This is a genomic window from Pandoraea sp. ISTKB (genome assembly GCF_001721285.1).
Classification (GTDB): domain Bacteria; phylum Pseudomonadota; class Gammaproteobacteria; order Burkholderiales; family Burkholderiaceae; genus Pandoraea; species Pandoraea capi.
The window spans coordinates 40,435-56,612 of record NZ_MAOS01000031.1; the positions used below are offsets into that span (position 1 = coordinate 40,435).

At 64.5% G+C, this 16,178-nt stretch carries 14 protein-coding genes; 8 read left to right on the top strand and 6 right to left on the bottom strand.

Annotated features, from left to right (window positions below):
* Nucleotides 1-36 precede the first annotated feature (36 nt).
* Nucleotides 37-990 carry a helix-turn-helix domain-containing protein gene (locus A9762_RS11370; protein ID WP_069342202.1) on the bottom strand — a complete coding sequence of 318 codons (954 nt, stop codon included), beginning with the start codon at nucleotides 988-990 and terminating at the stop codon, nucleotides 37-39.
* Nucleotides 991-1,311: 321 nt separating this feature from the next.
* Between A9762_RS11370 and pobA the strand changes: the two genes are divergently transcribed.
* The gene (gene pobA, locus A9762_RS11375) at nucleotides 1,312-2,490 is read left to right on the top strand and encodes a 4-hydroxybenzoate 3-monooxygenase (protein WP_069342155.1); all 1,179 of its coding nucleotides are present in this window, start codon (nucleotides 1,312-1,314) and stop codon (nucleotides 2,488-2,490) included.
* Nucleotides 2,491-2,828: 338 nt separating this feature from the next.
* Complete coding sequence (locus A9762_RS11380; RefSeq protein ID WP_069342156.1) at nucleotides 2,829-4,208, top strand: MFS transporter; 1,380 nt, start codon at nucleotides 2,829-2,831, stop codon at nucleotides 4,206-4,208.
* 104 nt (nucleotides 4,209-4,312) lie between these two features.
* Here A9762_RS11380 and A9762_RS11385 read toward each other — a convergent pair whose 3' ends face one another.
* From A9762_RS11385 to A9762_RS11395, 3 genes are all read right to left on the bottom strand, one after another.
* Nucleotides 4,313-5,155, bottom strand: coding sequence for a DUF72 domain-containing protein (locus A9762_RS11385; protein WP_069342157.1), 843 nt, complete (start codon nucleotides 5,153-5,155; stop codon nucleotides 4,313-4,315).
* Nucleotides 5,156-5,275: 120 nt separating this feature from the next.
* A complete protein-coding gene (locus A9762_RS11390) occupies nucleotides 5,276-7,030 on the bottom strand; it encodes a chloride channel protein (RefSeq protein WP_069342158.1) in 1,755 nt (584 codons plus the stop codon).
* 70 nt (nucleotides 7,031-7,100) lie between these two features.
* Complete coding sequence (locus tag A9762_RS11395; RefSeq protein ID WP_083253840.1) at nucleotides 7,101-7,574, bottom strand: MarR family winged helix-turn-helix transcriptional regulator; 474 nt, start codon at nucleotides 7,572-7,574, stop codon at nucleotides 7,101-7,103.
* A 255-nt stretch (nucleotides 7,575-7,829) separates the two neighbouring features.
* Between A9762_RS11395 and A9762_RS11400 the strand changes: the two genes are divergently transcribed.
* Nucleotides 7,830-8,072, top strand: a complete 243-nt coding sequence (locus tag A9762_RS11400) for a hypothetical protein (protein ID WP_069342159.1) — start codon at nucleotides 7,830-7,832, stop codon at nucleotides 8,070-8,072.
* 442 nt (nucleotides 8,073-8,514) lie between these two features.
* Nucleotides 8,515-9,165 carry a hypothetical protein gene (locus tag A9762_RS11405; RefSeq protein WP_069342160.1) on the top strand — a complete coding sequence of 217 codons (651 nt, stop codon included), beginning with the start codon at nucleotides 8,515-8,517 and terminating at the stop codon, nucleotides 9,163-9,165.
* Nucleotides 9,166-9,219: 54 nt separating this feature from the next.
* On the opposite strand, the gene A9762_RS11410 is transcribed toward A9762_RS11405, so the two are convergent.
* The gene (locus A9762_RS11410; RefSeq protein ID WP_083253841.1) at nucleotides 9,220-10,245 is read right to left on the bottom strand and encodes a cation diffusion facilitator family transporter; all 1,026 of its coding nucleotides are present in this window, start codon (nucleotides 10,243-10,245) and stop codon (nucleotides 9,220-9,222) included.
* A 142-nt stretch (nucleotides 10,246-10,387) separates the two neighbouring features.
* Between A9762_RS11410 and A9762_RS11415 the strand changes: the two genes are divergently transcribed.
* From A9762_RS11415 to ahpF, 4 genes are all read left to right on the top strand, one after another.
* The gene (locus A9762_RS11415) at nucleotides 10,388-11,635 is read left to right on the top strand and encodes a DNA-binding protein (protein WP_069342161.1); all 1,248 of its coding nucleotides are present in this window, start codon (nucleotides 10,388-10,390) and stop codon (nucleotides 11,633-11,635) included.
* Nucleotides 11,636-11,686: 51 nt separating this feature from the next.
* Complete coding sequence (locus A9762_RS11420) at nucleotides 11,687-12,364, top strand: PQQ-binding-like beta-propeller repeat protein (protein ID WP_069342162.1); 678 nt, start codon at nucleotides 11,687-11,689, stop codon at nucleotides 12,362-12,364.
* 170 nt (nucleotides 12,365-12,534) lie between these two features.
* Nucleotides 12,535-13,098 (top strand): alkyl hydroperoxide reductase subunit C, encoded by a 564-nt coding sequence (ahpC, locus tag A9762_RS11425; RefSeq protein ID WP_069342163.1) that lies wholly within the window; start codon nucleotides 12,535-12,537, stop codon nucleotides 13,096-13,098.
* A 204-nt stretch (nucleotides 13,099-13,302) separates the two neighbouring features.
* On the top strand, nucleotides 13,303-14,892 hold the full coding sequence (ahpF, locus tag A9762_RS11430; protein ID WP_069342164.1) for an alkyl hydroperoxide reductase subunit F: 1,590 nt from the start codon (nucleotides 13,303-13,305) through the stop codon (nucleotides 14,890-14,892).
* Between the two features lie 127 nt (nucleotides 14,893-15,019).
* Here ahpF and A9762_RS11435 read toward each other — a convergent pair whose 3' ends face one another.
* Nucleotides 15,020-15,838 carry a 4'-phosphopantetheinyl transferase superfamily protein gene (locus A9762_RS11435; protein WP_139133178.1) on the bottom strand — a complete coding sequence of 273 codons (819 nt, stop codon included), beginning with the start codon at nucleotides 15,836-15,838 and terminating at the stop codon, nucleotides 15,020-15,022.
* Between the last annotated feature and the right edge of the window lie 340 nt (nucleotides 15,839-16,178).

Sequence of the window (16,178 nt, forward strand, 5' to 3'; positions counted from 1 at the left end):
CTTGGTATGTCGCCCTCGCGGGATGCTCGGGCTACATCAGGGCAACAGTTCGGCAGATAGCGCCGAGTCGTCGCCCAGATGCGCGTGTTGCGCCGTACGCCGGAAGGCGGACGGCGTCACACCGACATGGCGCTTGAACACGCGGCAGAAATACGCCGGGTCCTGAAACCCGAGTTCGTAGGCGACGTGCGAGACCGGCGCGGGAATATAGATGAGCTTGCGTCGTGCTTCGAGCATCAGACGATCCTGCACCAGATCGAACGCCGATTTTCCCGAGATACGCCGGCACAGACGATTGAGCTTGCTCTCCGTCACATGCAGGCGTTCGGCGTAGGCGGGTACGGCCCACGCCTCGGTGTAATGCGTTTCCACGAGCGCGCGAAACCGCGCGAACAGATCCAGTTCCGTGCGTCCCGTGCGCGTGGCGGAATCGTGATGCGCATGCAGGCGTGCGAGCAATAGCAGCACGCTGCGCGTGAGCCATCCGACCATTTCCGCATGCCCCAGTTGCGGGCGCGAAAACTCGTCCATGATGAGACCGAGCAGCGTGTAGAGGCGATCGCGTGTCTGCGGCGCATCGGCCAGCGCAAACAGCCACGGCTTGCGAAGCAGCGAGGTCATGTCGGCATCCGCACCGATGGCGGCGTCGAACGGCACGCTCTGCGCCATGGTGAGCACGAAGCCATGCGCGCCGCGCGAGAAGCGGAAGTTGTGCACGGCTGACGGGTGCACCGTGATGACGGCGGGGCCTTCGACTTCCCACGTCGCATCGTCGACATTTGCCTCGACCTTGCCTTCGAAGATCGCGAGCACCTGAAACAGACCCAGATGGCGATGCGTATCGATATGCCAGTCGTAGAGACGGCTGCGTGTCTCGATCCATTCGATATGGACGAAGTCGCCACTGTCGGTTTCGGTCAACTCACCGTACAACGAGAATTCCGGAATCGCCTCGCGCGCCGCGCGCAGCCGGGATGACGCGCCTGACATACTGGTTTTCCCTTGGTCGAAGTTGTCGAAAAAGTACAAGAAAGTCGCCGATTCATCCATTCAACGCGACGTGCGCGCTCCATAAGATATGACGCATTCGCCCCTCGTGACAAGGCGTTAAAAAAGCACTTAGGACAGGCGCACGGGCATGCGTGTTTACGCGTAGTCCTAAGTGGGTGCAGCGAGCGTGAGACAACCAAGAAATGCAATTCGTCCGCTGCCGGGGCTTCCCTCTTTTGCCTCGCTTTTGCCTGATTCATGTCGCGAGATGCCCGGTGCAGGTGTGCCGGACGTGGGCGGTGCAATCACAGGAGACAACCTATGCGCACCCATTACCCCGTCGTCATCGTCGGCGCCGGTCCCGCCGGCTTGCTGCTTTCCCATCTGCTGCATCTCAAGGGTATCGATTCGATCGTGCTCGAATCGCGCTCGCGTGCGTCGGTCGAGTCGACCATTCGCGCCGGTGTGCTGGAGCAGGGCACGATGGACATCCTCAACGACACGGGCGTGGGTGAGCGCATGCGCCGTGAAGGCGCGGTGCACCACGGTGTCGAACTTGCCTTCGGCGGGCAGCGTCATCGCATCGCGCTGACCGAGCTGACCGGGCGCTCGATCACGGTCTACGCGCAGCACGAGGTCATCAAGGATCTGATCGCGGCGCGTGAAGCGGCGCAGGGCGAGATCCTGTTCGATGTATCGGACGTGTCGGTTCACGACGTCGACAGCACGCAACCGAGCGTGCAGTTCACCGTGGACGGACAACCGCGACGCCTCACATGCGATTTCATCGCCGGCTGCGACGGCTTCCACGGCGTGTGCCGTCCGGCCATGCCCGCGTCGGTGCGTAAGGAATACCAGCGCGTGTACCCGTTCGGCTGGTTCGGCGTGCTGGTCGAGGCCCCGCCGTCGTCGGACGAACTGATCTACGCTGCGCACGAGCGAGGTTTTGCACTGATCAGTACGCGCTCGCCGACGGTGCAGCGCATGTACTTCCAGTGCGATCCCAACGAGCGTGCCGAGACGTGGAGCGACGCGCGCATCTGGGAAGAACTGCACACGCGCACGGAGAGCGACGACGGCTGGCGTCTCACGGAAGGCCCGATCTTCCAGAAGAACGTCGTCGCCATGCGCAGCTTCGTCGCCACGCCGATGCAGTACGGACGTCTCTTTCTCGCGGGCGACGCTGCGCACATCGTGCCGCCGACCGGCGCGAAGGGGATGAACCTCGCGGTGGCCGACGTGTGGCGACTGTCGCACGCGCTCGATGACTTCTTTCACCGGGACAGTGAGACGGCGTTGCAGGGGTATTCGGAGGCGGCGCTCAAGCGCATCTGGCGTGCGGAACACTTCTCGTACTGGATGACCCGCATGCTGCATCGTCTGGACGACGCCACGCCGTTCGAGCAACAGATGCAGCGCGCCGAACTGGAGTACGTGGTGAGTTCGCGTGCGGCGTCGCTGATGCTGGCGGAAAACTACGTCGGCCTGCCGCTCGCCTGAGTCGGAGCCGTCTGAGCGGGCCTGATGGGGCGGCAGGCCGTGGCCGCCGTCTCAAGGACCACACCACCGGTGTGCTATAACCGCCACCGGTGGCGTCACGCATAACCGCCCGTTATGGATGGCCTGACGAAAGATCATTTCGACAGGCGGGATATGGACGTACATTAGCGGCAGAAATCTGCTTTGCCGCAGTGCCGCCATGCCGCATCAAGACGGCAGGACGGCCAGCCCCCGGCTCGCGCGCCACCCCCGACACACGGATGCGCACCGGCGGTGATCGATTTCCAAAAAATAATGGAATGAACAACGGAGCGCTTGCGCCCCGAGGAGACAGCGTCATGAATCATCCGCGCACGGTGGACGTGCCCGCCTACATCAACGCCCAGCGCTTTTCCCGCTATCAGTGGCTGGTGCTGATCCTGTGTTTCTTCATCGTGGCCATCGACGGCTTCGATACCGCCGCCATCGGTTACATCGCGCCGTCGCTGGTGCAGCAATGGCATATCGACAAGGGCTCGCTCGGCCCGGTACTCTCGGCGGCGCTGTTCGGGCTGGCGGGCGGGGCGATCTTCGCCGGGCCGCTGGCCGACAAGGCAGGCCGCAAGACCGTACTCGTGTTGTCTGTGGTGTTCTTCGGCGTGGCGAGTCTTGCCACGGCCTTCGCACAGGATCTTCAGACGCTGACCGTGCTGCGCTTTCTGACGGGCCTCGGACTCGGCGCCGCGATGCCGAACGCCGTGACGCTGATTTCCGAATACGCGCCGGAAGCGCGCCGTGCCGTGATCGTCAACACGATGTTCTGCGGCTTTCCGCTCGGTGCTTCAGTTGGCGGCTTCGTGGCCTCGTGGCTGATTCCGCATTTCGGCTGGCATAGCGTGCTGGTGCTCGGCGGCGTGCTGCCGCTGGTGCTCTCGGTGTTGCTGATTGCGTGCCTGCCGGAGTCGGTGAAGTTCCTCGTGGTCAGGCAGAAGCCGGTGGCGCGCGTGCGTCGCATCCTGTCGCGTATTGCGGGCGAATCGTTCGATGATGTGAATACCTTCACGGTGAACGAAGCCGCGCCGAAGCGCGCAGGTTCAGCCATCGGCGTGGTGCTCTCGAAGCAGTACGGTTTTGGCTCCGTGATGCTGTGGGTGACCTACTTCATGGGCCTCGTGATCTTCTATCTGCTCACCAGCTGGATGCCGATCCTGTTCAAGGACGCGGGCTTCACGGTCGAGCGCGCCGCACTGATTACGGCTTTGTTCCCGCTCGGCGGCGGTATCGGCACGATCCTGTCGGGCTGGCTGATGGACAAGTTCAACGCGCAGAAGGTGGTGGCGTTCGGCTACGCGCTGACGGCGGTGCTGGTGTATGCGGTCGGTCAGGCGATCGGCGACATCGGCATGCTCGTCACGCTGATCTTCCTCGCGGGCACGGCGATGAACGGCGCGCAATCGTCGATGCCGTCGCTGGCTGCCATGTTCTACCCGACAAATGGCCGTGCCACGGGCGTGGCATGGATGCTCGGCATCGGACGCTTTGGCGGGATCGCGGGCGCATTGCTCGGCGCGGAACTCGTGCGCCGTCATCTGGGATTTTCCGCGACGTTCTCGCTGCTGGCGATTCCGGCGGTGATCGCGACGATCGCACTGCTCGCGAAGAACGCATGGGAGCGCACGCGCGGCGACGTGCCGGCGCAGAACGCGGCCGAAGCCCGCAATTCCGCGGCGATGCACTGATCGACTGATCGACGATTGACCTGGCAGTTGCTGTACCGGACGCGGCGCCTTGTGCGCCGCGTTTTTTATTGCAGGCAGAGCGTGAGCGGAACGTCAGCGGAACCTCAGCGTTTCCCGAGCCCGTCGATCATCGCCATCGCGGCGGCCGGGTTGCGCTCCTTGAAGCCGCTGATGACATAGAGGAACACGTCGCGATGTTTGACCTTGGGCGGTGCTTTGGCGACGGTGTCGAGATCGTCAGGCATGCCACCGACGGCGAACGTCGTCGCGCGGTCCAGCCATTGCGCCATCGCCTTCGGGGCATACCCGAGTTTGTAGCGCTCCTGCGTGCCCATTAACCGCGCATAGACGAAGGGTGCCGTGATGTCGGCGATGCATGGAAACTTGGCGTCGCCGGCCAGTACGATGGCCATCTCGTACTTGCGCGCCAGCGCGACGAAGTCGGGTGTCGCAAAGCTCTCGTGGCGCACTTCCAGCGCATGACGGATCGTGTGTCCGCCCGCCGTTGTCGGCAGCAGATTCAGGAAGTGCTCGAAGTCTTCCGCGTCGAACGTCTTTGTCGGTGCGAATTGCCAGTTCACCGGGCCGAGCTTCTTGCCCAGCTCCAGCACGCCGCTGTCGAAGAAGCGCGCCACGGAGTCGCCCGCTTCGGCCAGCACGCGACGATGCGTGGCGTACCGCGACGCCTTCACCGAGAACACGAAGTCGTCTGGCGTTTCTTCGAACCAGTTGCGAAACGTCGCAGGCTTTTGCGAGCCGTAGAACGTGCTGTTGATTTCGATGGAGGTGAGGTGTCGGCTCGCATATTCGAGTTCGCGGCGCTTGGGCCACTTCTCGGGATAGAACGTGCCTTGCCACGGGGCGAAGTTCCAGCCGCCGACGCCGATGCGAATGCGCGTGTCGTCGGTGGCGGGAGTCGGCGTCTTAGGGGAGCGGGTCGTCGCCATCGGGGTGTGACGCACGCGGCGGTGCGTTGTCGGTGGGATCAAGTCCCCGATGGTGGATCAACGACGTGGCGCGCGTCAACCTCGTACGAATGCGCGCCACGTGCCAATGGATATCGACGCTCAGGCGCGCTTGCGTCCCAGATGCAGCATGCGCTCGCGCACCTCTTCTTCGGAGCGCCAGTGTTCGGCCGGTTTCACCAGATCGCTGCGACTGATGATGCCGACGAGCTTGCGTGACGTCGCATCGCTCACCACCGGCAAACGCTCCAGATGATGCGCGGCGAAACGCGCGGACACGATGCGCCCGGTCTCCGAGGCCAGCGCGACGAGCGGCGGATTCACGCCGTACAACTGCCCGAGCGTTTGCAGTCCCTGCGTCTGCGCGCGAGTGAGCGCCTGCCGGTCGACCATGCCAAGGACGGCGCGCGACGCATCGACGACCGGGTAGGCGCGATGACGCTGACTCGCACCGAACGCCTGCTGCGCGGCGTCGTCGATGGACATCTCGGCGCGCAGCGATTCCGGTTCACGTGTCATCAATTCACCCACGTGCAGGCGTTCCAGCGGATCGACCCCGTATTCGCGATGGATGTGGCGCCCGCGGCGCGCGATCTTCTCCGTCATGATCGAGCGCGGCATGATCCAGATCGTGACGCCGTAGGACACGCCGCAGGTCAGCAGCAGCGGCAGCAGGGCGTTGACGTCGTGCGTCAGTCCCAGTGCAAAGACGATGGCCGTGAGCGGTGCGCCAAGCACGCCTGCGAGCGTGGCGGCCATGCAGACGAGCGCCCAGAGTGTGATGTCGCCGCCGGGCAGCACGGGCGCGAGCAACGTGCCGAGGCCCGCGCCGATCATGAGCAGCGGCGCGAGCACGCCGCCGGACGTGCATGACCCCAGCGCAATCGCCCAGATGAGCGCCTTGACGAGCAGCAGCGCGAGCGCGGCGTGCATCGTGAAATGTCCGGCAAGCAGATCGGCAATGACGTCGTAACCGACGCCCAGCGCGCGCGGTTCGAGATAGCCGCCAATGCCCACGGCGAGACCGCCGATGGCAGGCCACCACATCCAGTGCACGGGCAGCTTGTGGAAGGCGTCTTCGATGGCGTACAGCGCGCGCGACATCCCGGCGGAAAGCAGACCCGCGCACACCCCGGCAATCAGGCATGAGACGAGTGCAATGGGCGAGACGGCCGGCGTCGTCATCGGAAAGAGGGGCCCAGCTTCGAGCAGCAGCGGGCGGGCGAAACCGGCGACGGCGCACGCCACGATCACCGGCAGCAGACTGCGCGGCCGCCATTCGAACAGCAGCAGCTCCACGGCCAGCAGCACGGCGGCGACCGGTGTGCCGAAGACTGCTGTCATGCCCGCCGTGGCGCCGGCCACGAGCAAGGTCTTGCGCTCGGCGGCGCTCAGGTGGAAGTACTGTGCGATGAGCGAGCCGACGGCGCCGCCCGTCATGATGATCGGGCCTTCCGCGCCGAACGGGCCGCCGCTGCCGATCACGATGCCGGACGAGAGCGGCTTGAGCACGGCTACGCGCGGCGACATCTTGCTCTTGCCGAACAGAATCGCCTCGATGGCTTCGGGAATGCCGTGTCCGCGAATCTTGTCGCTGCCGAAGCGCGCCATGATGCCGACGATCAGACCGCCGATGACAGGCAGGGCAATGACCGCGATGCCGAGTGTGTTTTGCGACGGCGAGTGCGCGGCGAACGAGAGGGTTTGATAGAAGAAGAGGTTGGTGAACCCCTGAATCAGATTGAGCAGCAGCCACGCAGCGGGCACGCCGCACAAGCCGATGACGGCCGCCAGCGCAATGAGACGCGGCAGCCCCGGTGCCCGCGCGAAATCGCGCGCATGCGCGGGAAGCGCCATCGGGGCGTGCGTCGACGCCGACGCCTGTGCCGGAGTGGAATGAGGAGCAGAAGCCATGACGGTACCGGGATTACAGATGGACACCACGAATGTGGAAGATGTCGGCGAAGGTGCTCAGTTCGTTGCGATGCTGCGCGGCGAGATTCGCCAGACACGCTTCGCCCGCCGGGGACAGATGAATTTCCACGACGCGCCGGTCGCTCTCGTTCTGACGACGCGTCACGAGCCCGGCCTTCTCGCAGCGGGCGACGAGCGCGACCACGCTGTGATGCACGGCCTGAAGCCGCTCCGCTAATTCACTGATAGACGCCCACTCCCGCCCGGGGATACCTTTGACGTGCAGCAACAACAGATACTGCTGCGGTGTGATGCCTCCCTCGCGTGCCGCCGTCTCGCTGAAATTGAGAAAGCGCCGCAGCCGATAACGAAATTCCGAGAGCGCCTCGAAGTCGCTCTTCGTCAGGGCGTGCGCTGTGATCGGCGCGTCGGGCACCTCGGGGGCATGTTGCGGCGCCGGATGGTCCGGGGGAGTCGATGCAGTCATAAGTCAGCGGCTAAGAATATGGGAGACGTCTGAAAGCCGGAATATATATCACATTGCGATATAAGTGACGGTCTTAGGGATAGCCGGGGTGACAAATCTGGGCGGTCACGTGCAGAATCGCGAAAAAACGAGACTCAGTCGTTACTGGAAACTCGATCCCCGCCAGGACGTAGCAGTGCCGGAGTGTGGTTTGCCAATCGTCGCTAGCCGGCGCAGGCGTCTTCCGAGCGGGCCGACCTCTGACAGGGAGGAGACATGGCTTCCACGGTCCGACGCCGCTGGCGTACGGGAACGTTGTTGTTGCTGTCGGTGGCACTCGGTTCGACCGTTGCCGCTTATCACTACGCCACCGGTTTCGAAATCGGCGGCGGTGTCTTTCAGCAGATCGGTTTCGGACGTCAGGGCACGTCGTCCGGACCGGGCGCGCACGCGCGCGGCGCCCCGCGGCAATGCGCGGGAAGCGATTGCCGTGACGACGGCGAATCTCCGCCACGCTGAACCCCACGTTTCAAACGCCTTCCTGAGCACGGATACTCCGGATCGGCTCCGCCCGGACCGTCGATCCGTCGTCCCGGCCCTGCGCTTGTTGTGCGGCGGCAACGCATGCTCACGGCCAATCTGACTGTCACAGGCCGCGTGCTAGCATCGCGGCACTAAACCAGAACGATGCCGGATACCACGGCAAACGTCAGGGGCGCAACATCTCAGCGGGGAATGTAGTGAAGTTTGATTTCGGAATACACCGTAGGACCGGTCGCGCCTATTGCTACGCGATCTCACCCTCTGCAACGACGATCGACACGGGCATGCGCGAACGCGGTTCGCCGTCTCAACGATCCGGGTTGTCAGCCGACGCTCGCCAATCCTCGTTCTCGACGTGGCCCAACGCCATCTAACGTCCTCTAACGTCTCTCCCCCTTTTTTGAGTCGCAAGTAACACATGAACTGCAAGGCAATGGCTTTTGCCGTGGCGACGCTCGCATGCACGGCGCATGCGCACGCCATCGAAATGTACGGCACCGTGGGCACCGAAGGTCTGGGCTACGGTATGGGTGTCGGTATCACGCGTCATATCGGTGCGCGTGCCGACGTGAATGGATTGGCGCTGTCGCATAGCTTTACGGCCGGTCAAGTGCGCTACAACGGCAAGGCGCGTTTCCTGCACGGCGGCATTTATGCGGACTTTTTCCCGGCCCCCGCAACGTTGCCGTTCCGCCTGACGGCTGGCGTGCTGGTCGGCAACGACCATGTCGATCTCGTGGGCCACGCGGTGCAGGACGTCTATGTCTATCGCGGCGTAGCCTATCCGACGGCAGGGCAGTCGGTGACCGGCCGTATCAAGCTGCCGACGGTGCGCCCGTATCTCGGTATCGGTTTCGGCCATGCGCCGGAAGGCACGCCCGGCTGGTCGATGTCGTTCGATGCAGGTGTCGCGTACGGCCGGCCGAAGGTCGACCTCAACGTGTCGCCGTTCATCACGACTATCGTCGGACAGGCAACCGTCGATGCACAGCGTCAGGAGCTTCAGGACAAGGCCGACCGGCTTCGCTTCTACCCTGTCGTAAAGCTCGGCGTGACGTATCGCTGGTAATGCACGTTTGCGGCCCGGCGAAGCGCAACGCTTGCCGGGCCGTGACCGCCAGCGTCATTCGTCTCGCTCGTTACACGGCGATTGCGCTTCACATGCGGCGTCTTCGATCTGAATCGTGGCGTGCTCCACGTTGAAGCGCGTGGCCAGTCGTTGCTGCACGGCGACCATCGCGTCGCGCGTGCTCACGCCGGGCGCGGGCACGGCATGCAAGGTGATCATGTGACGCTCGCCCGTAATCGACCACGCGTGGATGTGATGCACGCTGCGCACCTGCGTGACCGTGGCTTCCAGATCGGCCTTGATTTCCGTGGGGTTGAGCGAGTCGGGCGTGCCTTCGAGCAGGATGTGGGCGGATGACTTCACGATGCCCCACGCACTCTTCAGAATGATGACCGCCACGAAGATCGACAGCAGCGGGTCGATGGGCATCCAGCCGGTGAGCAGAATGACGACGGCCGCGACGATCGCCGCCGCTGAGCCCAGCATGTCGCCCAGCACATGCAACCAGGCACCGCGCATGTTCAGATTCTCGCGGTTGCCGCCATGCAGCACCATGAACGCGGCGATGTTCGCGAGCAGCCCCGCAAACGCCACGATAAGCATCGTCGTACCCACAATCGGTACCGGCTCGGCAAACCGCCGGATCGCTTCGATCACGATCCATCCCGCAATCACGAATAGCGCGCATCCGTTGACGAATGCCGCCAGCACTTCGAGCCGCTTGTAACCGTAGGTCAATTGCAGCGTCGCCGGTCGCTTGCCGTAGTGAATCGCGATCCAGCTAAAAGCGAGCGCGGCCGCATCGCTCACCATGTGGCCGGCGTCGGCGAGCAGCGCAAGCGAACCGGAGAGCAGGCCGCCGACGATTTCGATCACCATGAAAACCGCGATGAGCACGAAGGCGATGCCGATCCGCCGCTGATCGGTCACGCCACTGGCATGACTATGACCTGCGTGGCTGTGTCCCGCATGGCTGTGTCCGGCGTGCGTGTGGTGAGCGTGATCGTGATCGCCGTCTCCATCGCTGCCGTTGCGGTGCGGATGATCGTGGTCGTGCGCTTCGTGCGATAGGTTTGGCATGGCTTACCTCGCGTCGGGATGCCTCGATTGTAATCCTGCGTTTCTTGTCTGCCTTCGCGTCTACCGGATGACGGCACGCCGAAGGCGCGCCCGTCCTAGGCACAGAGGCGGGGAGCTAGAGGTCGCGCGGTAATATCCCGCGATGGACTCCCTCCTTGCCGCTTCCGCCCGCGCGCTGGCCGCGGGCGATCCGCTCGGCGCATTGCGCCGTGTCGCCCTTCGCGACGATCCGCCGGCGCTTGCGCTGCGCGGAATCGCGATGGCGCAGCTCGGCGATTATCCCCTCGCCCGCGATCTGCTCAAGCGGGCGGCGCGTGGCTTCGGTGCACATGAAGCCCTCGCGCGGGCACGGTGCGTCGTCGCCGACGCCGAAGTCGCGCTCGCCATGCGCGATCTCGGCGGCACCCTTCGCGCATTGCAGACGGCGGCGGCGTATCTCGCGTCGCATGGCGACGCACCCAACTCCATGCTCGCGCGGCTCATCGTGGCCCGGCGTCTGCTGCTGATGGGCAAGCTCGATGCGACGGCGCAGGCCATCGATGAGGTGCCCCACAGTGATATCCCGGCACGTCTCGTTGCCGTGCATGCCCTGATTGCGGCGGAACTGGCGCTGCGCACCCTGCGCGTCGACGACGCGCGTCATGCGCTTGGCCGCGCAAGATCCGCCGCCGACACCGCCGGTGTGCCAGCACTGCGCGCCGAGATCGACGGTCTTCATGACGTGCTGACGCGCCCAGCGGCGAGACGGTGGCAGCGCGGCAGCGAGCAGACGGTGTCGATCGAAGCCGCCGCAGCGCTGGTGCACTCCGACACGCTGGTGATCGACGCCTGCCGTCGTGGTGTCGGCACGGGCAACGTGTGGCGTCCGCTGGCGAGGCGTCCGGTGCTCTTCACGCTCGCGTTGACGCTGGCCCGCGCCTGGCCGGGAGATGCCTCGCGCGAACGGCTGATCGCCGAAGCGTTTCACCTGCGCCGCGCCGAGGATATGGACGAGACGCATCGCGCACGTCTGCGCGTCGAGATCGGGCGTCTGCGTACGCTGCTTCGCGGCATCGCCGATATCGATGCCACGGCGGCCGGTTTCGCGCTGCGACCGTGTGGTCGCGCAGGCAGCACAAGCGAGCCGGATGTCGCCGTGCTGCTTCCGCCCATCGATGGCGAACGGGCATCGCTCGTTGCGCTGCTGGCCGACGGCGCCGCGTGGTCGACGTCGGCGCTCGCGCTGGCCCTTGGCGCCAGTCAGCGCACGGTGCAGCGCGCGCTCGGCGATCTGCAGGCGCAGGGACGGGTTCGTGCGATCGGGCTGGCGCGCGCGCGTCGCTGGATGGCGCCTCCGCTCACCGAATTCACGACGATATTGTTACTCCCTGCCGGATGGGCGTTTGGCTAGAGTGGACTTGCGCGCCGAACGTGGCGTCTCTACAGAAGACAGGAGCCTGACATGACGAGCAAACCCCAGCAGCAAAGCCACCTTCAACCGACCGCCGTGAGCGCGGCCGACATCACCAGCGAATATGGTCCGTTCCCGGGCTTCGATCGCATCCACGGCGTGACCTTCGATGGACGGCAAGTATGGGCCGCTACCGGCGACGCGCTGGTGGCCTTCGATCCGTCGAACGGCGCAGTCAGCCGCACGCTCGATGCGCCGAGCGATGCCGGCACCGCATTCGACGGCAAGCATCTCTATCAAATCGCGGAATCGCGCATCGACAAGATCGATCCGTCGACCGGTCGCGTGCTGCATTCGATCCCGGCGCCCGCCGACCGGGGCAGCAACTCCGGGCTCACGTGGGCCGAAGGTAGCCTGTGGGTCGGTCAGTACCGCGACCGCCGCATTCTGCAAATCGATCCGGCGGACGGACGCGTGTTGCGCACCATCGAGTCCGACCGCTTCGTCACGGGCGTGACGTGGGCGAACGACGAACTGTGGCACGGCACGTGGGAGAACGAGCAGAGCGAACTGCGTCAGGTCGACCCGACCAGCAGCGAAGTGCTCAAGCGCGTGCAGATGCCGGATGGCGTGGTCGTGAGCGGCCTGGAGTACGACGGACACGGGACCTTCTACTGCGGCGGTGCAACCAGCGGCAAGGTGCGTGCCGTGCGCTACCCCAAGGGCTGATCGCCCCCTAGTCCGCATGGCCGCCGCCGGGGTCGCGGCGATGCCATAGCCGCCAGGCTATCGACACTGATAGTCTGGCTTTATCGTATAGATTCTAATAATCAATTTCTATTGATTGATAGCATTCGGCATACTGGCAACACTTTCCACCCCGTCCAAGAGACAACGTCATGCCGATCATCAACACCCAGATCAAGCCGTTCAAAGCCAACGCCTACCAAAATGGCGACTTCATCACCGTGACCGACGAGACCCTGAAGGGCAAGTGGTCGGTGGTGGTGTTCTACCCGGCCGACTTCACCTTCGTGTGCCCGACCGAGCTTGGCGATCTGGCCGACAACTACGAAGAATTCAAGAAGCTGGGCGTTGAAATCTACAGCGTCTCGACCGACACGCATTTCACGCACAAGGCCTGGCACGACACGTCGGACACGATCCAGAAGATCCAGTACCCGATGGTTGCCGACCCGACGCTGGCGATCTCGCGCAACTTCGACGTGCTGATCGAGGAAGAAGGTCTGGCCCTGCGCGGCACGTTCGTGATCAACCCGGAAGGCGAGATCAAGCTGTGCGAAATCCATGACAACGGCATCGGCCGTGACGCCAAGGAACTGCTGCGCAAGGTGCAAGCCGCTCAGTACATCGCCGCTCACCCGGGTGAAGTGTGCCCCGCCAAGTGGACGCCGGGCGCTGAAACGCTGAGCCCGTCGCTCGACCTGATCGGCAAGATCTAAGCGTCACGCATTACCGAAACCGCATCGTCGTTTCGTTGCTGTAAGCGCCGCTCCCGTCACAGAGCGGCGTGTCCTGCCGGCGCGCGGGTCCCCCCTAAACCCCGCTGCGCCGGCACCCAACCCCGAATTCCCGACAACTCATCTGCGCCAGCCGACGGCCGACGCGGTGGACCTCGCTCACCCTATCGAGACGGAAACAAAGCCATGTTGGACGCGAACCTCAAAGCCCAGTTGCAAACGTACCTCCAGAAAGTCACGCGCCCCATCGAGATCGCCGTGTGGCTCGACGATAGCCCCAAGTCTGCCGAAATGAAGGCGCTGGTCGACGAGATCGCGCCGCTGTCGGACAAGATTGCCGTCGTGTCGCGTGATGACGCCAACGAGCGTCGTCCGTCCTTCGCGATCGGCACGCCGGGTGAGGCACCGCGCATCCGTTTCGCAGGATTGCCGATGGGTCATGAGTTCACGTCGCTGGTGCTCGCGCTGCTGCAGGTCGGTGGTCATCCGCTCAAGCTCGACGACGACACCATCGCGCAGATTCGCGATCTCGACGGCGATTTCCGCTTCGAGACGTACATTTCGCTGTCGTGCCAGAACTGCCCGGAAGTCGTGCAGGCACTGAACGTGATGGCGCTCATCAACCCGCGTATCCAGCAAGTCACCATCGACGGTGCGCTGTTCCAGAGCGAAGTCGAAGCGCGTCAGGTGATGGCGGTGCCGACGGTGTTCCTCAACGGCGAATCGTTCACGCAAGGCCGCACCAGCGTGAAGGAACTGCTCGCGAAGCTCGACACGGGCGCGACCGCACGTGCGGCCAAGGCGCTCGAGAACAAGCCGGTCTACGACATGCTGATCGTGGGCGGTGGCCCGGCAGGCGCAGCCGCAGCCATTTACGCGGCGCGCAAGGGCATCGTGACGGGCGTCGTCGCCGAGCGCTTTGGCGGCCAAGTGCTCGACACGATGGCGATCGAAAACTTCGTCTCCGTCACGCACACCGAAGGGCCGAAGTTCGCCACGGCGCTGGAGCAACACGTGAAATCGTATGACGTCGACGTGATCGACACGCAGCGTGCCGAAGCCTTGATCCCCGGCAAGATTCACGAAGTGCATCTGGCCAGCGGCGCGGTGCTCAAGGCGCGTGCCGTGGTGCTGGCGACCGGCGCCCGCTGGCGCGAAATCGGCGCACCGGGCGAGCGCGAATACCGCAATCGTGGTGTCGCCTACTGCCCGCACTGCGACGGCCCGTTGTTCAAGGGCAAGCGCGTTGCCGTGGTCGGTGGCGGCAACTCGGGCGTGGAAGCGGCGATCGATCTGGCGGGCATCGTCAAGGAAGTCACGCTGATCGAATACGGCACGCAACTGCGCGCCGACGAAGTGCTTCAGCGCAAGCTGCGCAGCCTGCCGAACGTGCGCGTGCTGATGAATGCGCAAACGACGGAAATCGTCGGTGACGGCCAGAAGGTCAACGGTCTGACGTATCTCGACCGTGCAACGGGCGAGCGTTCGACGATTGCGCTCGAAGGCGTGTTCGTGCAGATCGGTCTCGTGCCGAACACCGAGTGGCTCAAGGGCACGGTCGCGCTCTCGCGTCATGGCGAGATCGAAGTCGATGCCAAGGGCGCGACGTCTGTGCCGGGCGTGTTCGCGGCGGGCGACGTGACGACAGTGCCGTTCAAGCAGATCGTGATCGCCGTTGGCGAGGGCGCCAAGGCATCGCTCGGCGCGTTCGAGCATCTGATGCTCAGTTCGGTCGAAGACGAGATGGTGGCGGAAGCCGCTGCCGTGGCGGCCTGATCCCGAAGACGGTGTTTGCGGTCACAGGACCGCAGCACCGATCGACATGCAGTACGCGAAGCGCTCATGACATCGTGCATGGGCGTTTTGCTTTTCTGTGCGACGTCAGCCGCCCGGCCTTCGCCGCTCACCCATCGATACGCTCGACGCTGACATTGCCTGCGCCCGACACCGTGCCGGTAATCCGTAGCATCGGGTCGAGCCAGTCCGTCATGGCCCAGATGTCGTGGGTGACACGGCGTTGCCATACGCGCAGCGGCGTTTCGCTCATCGGCAGCCCCGAGAGGTCGATGGCGCTCATGCCTTCCAATGTGGTGCCGCCGACCTTGACGAGACTTTCCTTGCGCGTCCACAGACGCAGCCACGCCAGCGCACGCGGCGACGGCGCGTGATGCGTAAATGCCACGCTCGCGAACGCGCCGAGTCGACTGCGCTCGCGCGGGTTCACGCCTGGCAGGTCGATGTCGAGCGATAACGCTTCGTCCCAGTGTTCGATGTCGATGCCGACCGGCGCGATGGCGCACGCTGCCGCGACCGCACCCCGGGTGTGGCTCAGGCTGACATGCAAGCCGGGATGGGCAGGCAGGCGAGGGCGTCCGTGCGCACCGCCGCATTGTTCGCAGCGCTGCACGAGGAGGTAGGTGCGCGCGGCGGCCCCCGGTGTGTCGGGGCAGCCCGTGACACGCGCCGCTGCCACGCGCGCAAGGATATGTGCCGCCACATAATCATCCCGATCGGCCGGTCGGGAAAAGGCATCGGCGCGCTTGCTCTCGTCCGGCGTCAAATGTGCCGTCCATCCCCTGAAGCGAGTCAGAACACTGGTCGATGTCCCGTATAGCGCAAGCCCGGTGAGCCCGGCGAGCGTGCTGAACGTATTGCGTGTGCCGAGCCCCTCTGACCCGCTCGGCTTGTCATGGGCTTGCGTGGCCGTATTGTCGTTTGTCATCGTGTGTCGTGCGCCGCTTCGGCGGCGAGGACAAATGACGGACTCCAAGCAATTTGAATGCCACCGTGAACCCGTCGCTTCGCGCGGCAGCGCTCGCAAAGCCTGTCACGAGTTCGACGAGCGCCCGCACGCACGGACACCTGTCGCAACGTGCGACAGGTGTCGCAGTGCCGGACAGCTGTACGGTCCCGTCGAGCGGAGACGAACGGTCTCGCGTCGCACCATTTTCACGACGTTTCGTGCACGACAAAACAGGGTCCGACGCAGCGATCGTGTGCAGGCATGCGGGTTGTGAGAGGGTGGCGGGCGTCGCGCTTCCGGCATGAGGGAAATATCAGGC

Bases quoted from the DNA above. Each gene is read 5' to 3' on its own strand.
- ahpF (WP_069342164.1), top strand. From the start codon at position 13,303: ATGTTGGACGCGAACCTCAAAGCCCAGTTGCAAACGTACCTCCAGAAA.
- A9762_RS11400 (WP_069342159.1), top strand. From the start codon at position 7,830: ATGGCTTCCACGGTCCGACGCCGCTGGCGTACGGGAACGTTGTTGTTG.
- A9762_RS11410 (WP_083253841.1), bottom strand. From the start codon at position 10,245: ATGCCAAACCTATCGCACGAAGCGCACGACCACGATCATCCGCACCGC.
- A9762_RS11435 (WP_139133178.1), bottom strand. From the start codon at position 15,838: ATGACAAACGACAATACGGCCACGCAAGCCCATGACAAGCCGAGCGGG.
- A9762_RS11395 (WP_083253840.1), bottom strand. From the start codon at position 7,574: ATGACTGCATCGACTCCCCCGGACCATCCGGCGCCGCAACATGCCCCC.
- ahpC (WP_069342163.1), top strand. From the start codon at position 12,535: ATGCCGATCATCAACACCCAGATCAAGCCGTTCAAAGCCAACGCCTAC.
- A9762_RS11405 (WP_069342160.1), top strand. From the start codon at position 8,515: ATGAACTGCAAGGCAATGGCTTTTGCCGTGGCGACGCTCGCATGCACG.
- pobA (WP_069342155.1), top strand. From the start codon at position 1,312: ATGCGCACCCATTACCCCGTCGTCATCGTCGGCGCCGGTCCCGCCGGC.
- A9762_RS11390 (WP_069342158.1), bottom strand. From the start codon at position 7,030: ATGGCGCTTCCCGCGCATGCGCGCGATTTCGCGCGGGCACCGGGGCTG.
- A9762_RS11370 (WP_069342202.1), bottom strand. From the start codon at position 990: ATGTCAGGCGCGTCATCCCGGCTGCGCGCGGCGCGCGAGGCGATTCCG.
- A9762_RS11415 (WP_069342161.1), top strand. From the start codon at position 10,388: ATGGACTCCCTCCTTGCCGCTTCCGCCCGCGCGCTGGCCGCGGGCGAT.
- A9762_RS11385 (WP_069342157.1), bottom strand. From the start codon at position 5,155: ATGGCGACGACCCGCTCCCCTAAGACGCCGACTCCCGCCACCGACGAC.
- A9762_RS11420 (WP_069342162.1), top strand. From the start codon at position 11,687: ATGACGAGCAAACCCCAGCAGCAAAGCCACCTTCAACCGACCGCCGTG.
- A9762_RS11380 (WP_069342156.1), top strand. From the start codon at position 2,829: ATGAATCATCCGCGCACGGTGGACGTGCCCGCCTACATCAACGCCCAG.